5 protein-coding genes and 1 pseudogene are annotated in these 8448 nt (G+C 45.7%); 2 read left to right on the forward strand and 4 right to left on the reverse strand.

Annotation, left to right across the window (positions count from 1 at the left end; genetic code table 11):
• A partial coding sequence (locus ACBR23_RS27585) for an RNA-guided endonuclease InsQ/TnpB family protein (RefSeq protein WP_371118119.1) occupies positions 1–685 on the forward strand: 685 nt, incomplete at its 5' end.
• A gap of 39 nt (positions 686–724) precedes the next feature.
• Here ACBR23_RS27585 and ACBR23_RS27590 read toward each other — a convergent pair.
• From ACBR23_RS27590 to ACBR23_RS27605, 4 genes are all read right to left on the reverse strand, one after another.
• The gene (locus tag ACBR23_RS27590; RefSeq protein ID WP_371120822.1) at positions 725–3532 is read right to left on the reverse strand and encodes a PAS domain S-box protein; all 2808 of its coding nucleotides are present in this window, start codon (positions 3530–3532) and stop codon (positions 725–727) included.
• A 202-nt stretch (positions 3533–3734) separates the two neighbouring features.
• Positions 3735–6491, reverse strand: a complete 2757-nt coding sequence (locus ACBR23_RS27595) for a hypothetical protein (RefSeq protein WP_371120823.1) — start codon at positions 6489–6491, stop codon at positions 3735–3737.
• Positions 6492–6783: 292 nt separating this feature from the next.
• A complete protein-coding gene (locus ACBR23_RS27600) occupies positions 6784–7482 on the reverse strand; it encodes an ABC transporter ATP-binding protein (protein WP_371118116.1) in 699 nt (232 codons plus the stop codon).
• Positions 7479–7751 (reverse strand): hypothetical protein, encoded by a 273-nt coding sequence (locus ACBR23_RS27605; protein WP_340525463.1) that lies wholly within the window; start codon positions 7749–7751, stop codon positions 7479–7481. Before ACBR23_RS27605 ends, ACBR23_RS27600 begins: the two co-directional genes overlap by 4 nt.
• A gap of 571 nt (positions 7752–8322) precedes the next feature.
• On the opposite strand from ACBR23_RS27605, the pseudogene ACBR23_RS27610 reads away from it, so the two are divergent.
• Positions 8323–8448, forward strand: a pseudogene (locus ACBR23_RS27610) (photosystem II D2 protein (photosystem q(a) protein)); the annotation flags it as partial.

Consider the following 8448-nt stretch of genomic DNA (forward strand, 5'->3'; position numbering starts at 1 on the left):
AGACTGCGCCAACCGTTATTTCCTGAGCTTTGTTGTAGAGATTAATTCCGATATTGTCGAAGCTAAAAACCACAGCATCGGCATCGATCTGGGTATTAAAACCTTTGCAGTGATGAGCGACGGAAGATCAGCTAAAAGTCCAAGCTACAAACAGTTAGACCGAAAAATTCGCAGACTGCAACGCAAGTTGGCAAGGCAGCCCAAAGACTCAAAGCGTCGCAACAAAACTCGCATTCAGATTGCGAAACTGTACAATCAAATTGGGGATACTCGTAAAGACTTTCTGCACAAACTATCGACCAAAGTTGTTAGTGAGAATCAAACGATTATTTTGGAAGATTTGAACGTGTCTGGTATGGTCAAAAACCGCAAACTTGCCAGGGCGATTAGCCAACAGGGATGGTACGAGTTTAGGACTTTATGCGAGCGTCAGTCTGAAAAGTATGGCAGAGAGTTTAGGGTAATTAGTCGCTGGGAACCAACAAGTCAAATCTGTTCAAATTGCGGTTTTAGATGGGGAAAATTGGATTTAAAAATCCGCTCGGTTCAATGCTTGAATTGCGGCAACGAACACGATCGCGATGAGAATGCAGCGAAGAATATAAACAAAGTCGGGATAGGGCATTGTCACGACTCTAAATGGACACAGAGAGAAGGTAAGACCACTTGTGGCACATCTCCGTGAAGTGTCAAGAATCCCCGCGCGTTCACGCCGGGGAGTATGTCAATTAACTCGACTCGCTAAACTTGCCACTGTTACCACCAACTCCACAGGATCGATCGGCTTCGGCAGATGAATTTGAAAACCCAGCCTTAGCGCCCGCACCCGTTCTTCCACCCTACCATAGGCGGTCAAAGCCACCGCTGGAACTTCCGTTGCACCACACATGGTTCGGACTTGCCCAATCAAATCTTTTCCGTGTGCCATCGGCATTGCTAAATCGCTGACGAATACATCCGGCGATCGCCTTTTAATCGCCTCTAGAGCCTCCCATGCCGAGACAGCCGTCTCCACCTCGGCCCCGCATTCTTCGAGCACCATTCGCGCAAAATCCAAGGAATCCTCGTCATTATCGGCCACCAACACCAACACGCCAGAAAGATTGATCTTAAAAGAACACTCATTTCCAGGTGCGATCGACCTTTTTTCTCGAATCACCAACTCCCGTGCCCCAGCCACAGAAAATTCACCCTCGCCCTGTTGCATCGGCAACTTCACTACAAATTTCGCTCCTTTTCCCTTCCCGGCAGATTCCGCTTGCACTGTCCCCCCGTGCATTTCCACCACATGGCGGACGATCGCCAACCCCATCCCCAATCCGTTGTAAGATCGAGTCGCAGAGGTGTCCGCTTGACTGAAGCGATCGAAAACATGGGGCAGATAGTCCCCACTAATCCCCTCTCCGGTATCGCTTACCTCAATTTCCACCCTAGCTGAGGACAATTTGCCCCCAGATGCTAACTGAGAAGAAATAGCACCCTCCACCTGTCGCACCACCACCTTCACCTGTCCTTGAGGAGGAGTAAACTTAATCGCATTGGAGAGCAAATTCCACACCACCTGCTGCAAGCGCCCCGAATCTCCAAATATCCGCACCGAAGTCTGGTCAAATTCCGTGACAATTTGAATATTTTTTGCTCTGGCCGCAGTTGCCAAAGTTTCAATGGCCGCCTCAACATTTGCCAGCACATCCACCCACCGCAAATTCAGCGATAGTTGACCGGTAATAATCTGCGATACGTCCAACAAATCCTCGATTAGTGTTCCCAAAGACCTCGTATTGCGATCGATGGTTTCCAAAGCTCTCACCGTAGTATTTTCATCAAACTTGCGATAACGTAGCAGTTGCGTCCATCCCAGCATCGCATTTAACGGTGTCCGCAATTCGTGGGACAAAGTTGCGAGAAACTCATCTTTAATTCGGTTCAGGATCGCTAATTCTTCCGCTCGTTCCTGAAGTTCTTTTTCTAATCGTTTGCGCTCGCTCAAATCGAGAATGAAAGCAACAGATTCTTCCCGTTTTTCACCCAACAAAATATACCCCACCAACACCGGAATCCGGCTACCATCTAAGCGCACATATTCCTTTTCGTAAGGAGTGCAAACCCCCGTGGCTTTTGCCTCTGCTATGCCGATCGCATCCAAGGGTAGATACTCCACAGGTGTTATATCAATCCACCGCAGTTCCCCACGTTGCAAATGTTCCCGACTGTAGCCAACCATCCGCAAAAATTCGTCGTTAGCCTCGTTAATAGTACCGTCAACATTACCGAACAGAATTCCCATCAAGTTAGCTTCTGCCAAACACCTCAGTTTTTCCTCGCTAGCTTGGAGTGCTGCTTCTGCTTGTTTGCGGGCGCTAATGTCTTGAAAATAAGCAGACAAACCCGAATCCGACGGATAAAATCGCACGTTAAACCACTTATTTACAGATACATTAAATGCTTCGTATTCGATTGTTACTTTTTCTGACATGGCTTGGTCAGCCATTTTGTAACTTTCTAAATCCCCTAGATGAGAAACTACATCGAGCATACTTTTTCCGATCAACTCAGCTTGAGACTTGCCTAAAATCTCCTCGGCTTTCCGGTTGACATAGGTGTAATTCCAGTCGCAATCCACAGCAAAAAAAGCGTCGGTAATACTTTCGAGAATATTAGTAATTCCATCCTTTGCCTCTTGTAGAGCTTGGGCTGTTTCTTCTGCTTGCAATCGGGCTGCTTGTTCCCGTTCAAAGGCGACGGCGCGTTCTTGTTCTGCTAGTTTGTGATCGCTAATATCAATGCAAGAACCAATGTAACCTGCAAAAGTGCGATCGGGCCTATACCGCGGTAAGCCCGTCGCCAAAATCCAGCGGTAATCGCCATCATAGCGTCTCAGACGAAATTCCATCCGAAACTCACTTCGCGCGTCAAAAGCATTCCCATAAGTATCTAAACAATACTGCAAATCCTCCGGGTGTAACGATTCTTTCCAGCCCCAGTCCATGACGGAAGCCAAACTTTTGCCCGTAAAATCCAGCCAAACTTGGTTAAAGTAATTGCAAACTTTGTCAATACCAGACATCCAAATCATCACCGGTGCGGTGTCGGCCATCATCCGAAACCGCTCTTCGCTTTCTTGGCGGTGTACTTCGGCTTGTTTGCGATCGAGTCTTTCTTGAACTTCCCGCAGTGCCCGCTGAATCGACGGTACAAGCCGCGTCAAACCCCGTTTGACTACATAATCTGTAGCCCCGTTTTTCAAAGTTTCGATCGCCAACTCCTCACCCAAAGTAGCCGATACAATAATAAACGGCAATCCCGGACAAATACCACGGGCTATTTCCAGGGCCTCTAGTCCATTAAACTCAGGCAGCATATAATCCGCCAAAATCAGGTCATAGCAATTATTTTCCAGTGCCCCCACAAAGTCTGCCCGTGTTTGCACGCACAACAGAGAAAAATCTAGGCCACCATCTAATAGATAGTCTTGGATCAATTCAGCATCCAAGCTAGAGTCTTCTAATAAGAGGATATTTAGCGTTTTCACCCTAACCTCCGGGAGTAATTCCATCTTGCCAAAATTCACAAGATTAACCGTTTTTGTTTATTAGATCTCATGAGAAAAATATCTGTCGCAAGATAGATATTTATGCTGTTTGCCAATTGAAAAACCAGATTTCTCGCATTTTCAGTCGAATATCGCCTCCCAAGCTGAGAAACCTGGTTTTTCAATCTTATCAAATTAGTTGCTAGGCGATCGACACAATACTACCTCGTTCATAAGGCAATCGATTCGTGGGCAAAACCTCAAGGCTGATTTGTAGCGAATCCAAAGCTGGATTTTCCGCTAGCACCTTTTTAGTCAATTTTTTATTCACAACTTCCCAAAAATCAGTTTCGTTGGGGTAACTAGCCAAGAAATTGTCGATGCTGCGATAAATCGGCACAAAGTCGGGATATTCAGCCGTAGTAATTCCTGGTTTGTACTGATACTTGACATCAATATTTAGGTTGTTTAAGCCCTGATGGTCGATGGAGTAATTGGCCAACTGGAAATCCCAAGCCTCCGATAATTTACCATCTTGAGTCCTAGTTACCGTACTGCTGCGGTCGTAGGGTAATCGGTTGGTCGGCAACACATCCAAATTCACTGTTACCGAGGAAAGTGATGGATTTTCCGCCAGCACTTTTTGCGTCACATTTTTGTTGACTACTTCCCAAAAATCCGTTTCATTGGGGTAGTTAACCAACTGATTATCAATACTCTTGTAAATCGGCACAAAATCGGGATACTGAAAATTTTGAATCCCATTTTGGTACTGGTAATTGACATCAATATTCAGGTTGTTCAGCCCTTGATGATTAATGGGGTAATTTGGGACTGTAAAATTCCACTTCTCGGTCAATTGAGCATCGGTAGGAAAGAATGCAATCCCCACGGGACGCTGTAGTTTACTATCGGGAGGAACAAAAATAGAATTGTTCCCAGAACCAAGATTCCCGGTAATGGGCAGAGGCTCACCTGTATTGCCATTGTAACGCAACACAGCCCCCGCATTATTAGCATTAGCGCGGTTGTCAAAGCCAACGGCAAACAAATTGCCACTAGGCGAAAATGCCAAACTACCTAAATAATTACTACTGGGCAATGTGTCAGTATAATTAGTAGATAAAACCTTGACTAATTCTCCCGTTTTTAAATTGTAACGCCGGATATCGTTAGCAAAATCACTCACATAAAGGTCGCCATCATTAGGTCCGATCGCCATTCCCAAAAGACTCACAAATCCCTGACTCCTAGGCGAAACATCCGGTGAAGCAAAAATACTAAACTGCTTAGTTTCTAGGTTATAGCGAAGTACCTGACTCAGGAAATTACCGCTAAAATCTGCCTGACCATTTTTAGCCACACTCCCCTGAGTTGTCACGTACAAATTACCATCAGGATCGAATACCAAACCATTGGGACCATTCAATCCTCCCGCTTGCTGATTTCCCGTAGTAAATACATCAATAAACTGCCCTGTTTTGCCATTATAGCGGAGAATTTGGTCAGTCAAAAAACTGCTGACATAAAAATTACCATCAGGACCAAAAGCTAAACCATAAGGACGAGACAATCCACCAGTTTCATCAGTCGTAGTGTTGGGATTATCGCCAACAAATCTGTCAATAAATGCACCCGTAATTCCGTCATAGCGCAATACAGCCGATGCTCCAATTTCTCCAGATTTGCCTGGTTTGTCACCGCTAGCAATGTAAATATCCGACTTGCCATCGCCGTTGCCATCGGGCCCAAAGATGACCGTATCTGGTCTGAACAAGCCACCACTTGCTGCTGGAATAAATTCGTCTACCAAATTCCCTGTTTTGCCATCAAAGCGGAGTATATTATTGCCCCTTGTATTACCCACAAGGAAAGTTCCTTGAGGATTAGTGGGTTGAGTGCGGGTAACTTTGCTGGTGCGGCTGTAGGGTATGTTTTGGCTGGGCAAAACGTTCAAATTGATATCGATCGCAGCTAGGGCAGGATTTTCGAGCAGGATATTTCGGGTCAATTTTTTATTGACAATTTCCCAAAAATCTGTCTCGTTTGGATAGTTGGTTAAAAACTTATCAATACCTTTGTAAATTGGCACAAAATCGGGATATTCTGCTTGGGTAATTCCAGACTTATACTGGTAATTTACATCCAGATTGAGCTTGTTTAAGCCTTGGTGATTAATTGCGTAGTTTTGCAAAGAAAAATCAAATTTTTCTTTGATTTGGCCCGAACGACTGCGGAAAACTGTGCTGGCGCGATCGTAGGGCAATCTGTCCGTTGGCAAAATTTCCAGTTGCAGGGTAACATTTGTGAGTGCTGGATTTTCATCTAGCACTTTTTTGCTCAAATTCTTGTTAATAATTTCCCAAGTATCTGTTTCATTGGGATAGTTGACTAGGAAGTTATCAATGCTTTTGTAAATTGGCACAAAATCGGGATATTCTTGCTTGGTGATTCCCGGCTTGAGTTCGTAACCAACTTTGATATTTAAGGTGTTTAAACCTTGGTGGTCGATGGTATAACTTTTAAAGTTGAAAGCCCAGTTTTCTGAAGGGAATGGGGCAGCAGTTCTAGCTGCCAAGCGCTCTGGATTACTGGCTGCATCGCTAACGGCAAAACCAATGCCTGTAAGTTCGTCTGGCTCAACTTGACCGGCGATATCTGGTGAGGATGGGAAACTACCATCGAATTTGAGATTGTTGTTTCCTGTTTCTAGGGTTCCGAAATCGGTGAGTTGGTCAAAAAGGTCGATCGCACTATCAGTTGCTGCCACACCCATATTTGATGTTTGAGTCAAATCATAGTTGGTATCAAATAAAACATTGGTGTCGCCCACTGCCATGTTTTTTGTCGGATTAAGGCGATCGAACTTGCTACCAAATAAGTCGGGAATTTCCGCTGATAAAACCGCTGTATTTCCCGGAATTGGGTTTTCTTCAAAAAGTTTTGGTGTATTCAACATAAGCTCTAATTCCACTCTCACCACACTAAATTAAACAGCAGTTACATCCTGATTCTGTAATAAAAGTGCTCAGTACAAATATCGCCTTGTGACGGCTTAAACTAAGGGCGATCTTTTGTTTCAAATCAGGCACAACATTAAACTGGATTTTCCTATAATAGCAACATAAGAGTCGATCGCGATCGACTATTTTACCCATGACAAATTGGTTGAAGTTTCCACAACCTCAACCAAATCTGCGATCGGGGGATACCGAACCTATTATCAATTTAGAGAAATGATTCACCCACAGCTAAACATCTTGATTTTGCATCAAGCGCTGCTTCAAACGGGCTGGATCTCCGCGATCGACCACTTGGCCCTTTTCCAACAAAAAAGCCCCATCACAATAATTCAACTCATCCAAACGGTGAGTCACCCACAAAGCGGTAATTCCGCGATTTTTCACCAAACGCTGCACCGCCGCCACCAAATCCAACTGAGAATCAGGATCTAACAAAGCCGTCGGTTCATCTAATAATAGAATTTCACAGTGACGGGCGATCGCTCCAGCCAGAGCAATTCGCTGTTTCTGGCCACCACTCAAAGCATAAATCGGCCGTCGCTGCAACTCCAACAAATTCACAGCCTCCAAAGCCTCCGCCACCCTAGCCCGCACCTGAATATTAGACAACTGTTCCTCCACCAAGCCAAAAGCCACATCTGCACCGACTGTAGGCATCACCAGTTGGTGATCGGGGTTTTGGAAGACAAAACCCACCCTTCCACTCAGATCGATTTCCCCAAACTGGGGGTGCAGCAGCCCAGCCATCAGCCTCAGCAAGGTAGATTTGCCACTGCCGTTAGTACCCAAGAGCATCCAAAACTCGCCCTTGGGTACATCGAGAGAGCAACTTTGCAACACTCGATCGCCCGAAGGCCAGCAAAAACCCAAATCCCGCACCGCAACCGCCGGCTGAGTGCGATCGCCACCAGCACCCCCAGCCCTCATTCTGCTACAGCCATCGAGACAAAACCCGGTGCTCTCCCTGTAGAAGCAGCCCCCGATTTCTGAGAGACGATCACCCCAGAAATCTCGCTACTGAGCACAGCCACCTTTTTCTCAGGATTTTTCTCGCAGGTGAGTTCCAAAATTTGGGGTTGGGAGTTACGAATCGCCTCTACAACCTGCTGGTAAACAGCCTCAGCGTCCTCCGCGGACTTCCGCTGCACCGACAGCGAGACGGGGGTGTTCTTCACAATCATGTCAATGCTGAACATATGGTCTTAACAATCTAAGTTTGGAGCTCTCTTCTAAGTATATATATTAGAAGTCCCCAGATCCAGGCGAGGGAGAGGGGGAGAATTGGGAGATGGGGAGATGGGGAGAGAAGATCTGGAAAAATCTTTAACTACCAGCCGGGAAGTCCCTCGGTATATTCAGAGGGGGATGAATCTGAGCGCAGCGCTCAGTACCCCCGAATGAATTACCGCAGGGATGTCCAGAAGCGTCGGATGGAGGAACGGAAACCGACAATTATGCTTGTACACCCCTTAATGCTCTGGAAATACTCTGATACTATATTAGTCAAGTGGGGGTGGAACTACCTCACTATAAAAAGCCTTTGAAAAAAAGGAAAAAGAAGCCTGCGGTCTAACTGTACCCAGTTGACCGTCAGGTTCGTTCACGAAATACTTGCTTTTGTAAAGAATTACCCCTATAATTTTGATTACGGTAAAGAAAAGTAAAGTCTGTTCATAATCCATCTCATTTTCTGCTAAGCAGCAAGACTTGGAAAATATAGAATAGAAACTTGTCCGTCGTAATTATATCTATTTGGAGATTTGCGTAATGACAATTGCAGTCGGACGCGCCCAGAACGAGCGAGGCATCTTTGATGTACTCGACGACTGGCTCAAACGCGATCGTTTCGTCTTCGTAGGCTGGTCTGGCATCCTGCTATTCCCCTGCGCCTAC

This window comes from Microcoleus sp., assembly GCF_041354475.1.
GTDB lineage: Bacteria > Cyanobacteriota > Cyanobacteriia > Cyanobacteriales > Microcoleaceae > Microcoleus.

Bases quoted from the DNA above. Each gene is read 5' to 3' on its own strand.
- ACBR23_RS27595 (WP_371120823.1), bottom strand. From the start codon at position 6,491: ATGTTGAATACACCAAAACTTTTTGAAGAAAACCCAATTCCGGGAAAT.
- ACBR23_RS27605 (WP_340525463.1), bottom strand. From the start codon at position 7,751: ATGTTCAGCATTGACATGATTGTGAAGAACACCCCCGTCTCGCTGTCG.
- ACBR23_RS27600 (WP_371118116.1), bottom strand. From the start codon at position 7,482: ATGAGGGCTGGGGGTGCTGGTGGCGATCGCACTCAGCCGGCGGTTGCG.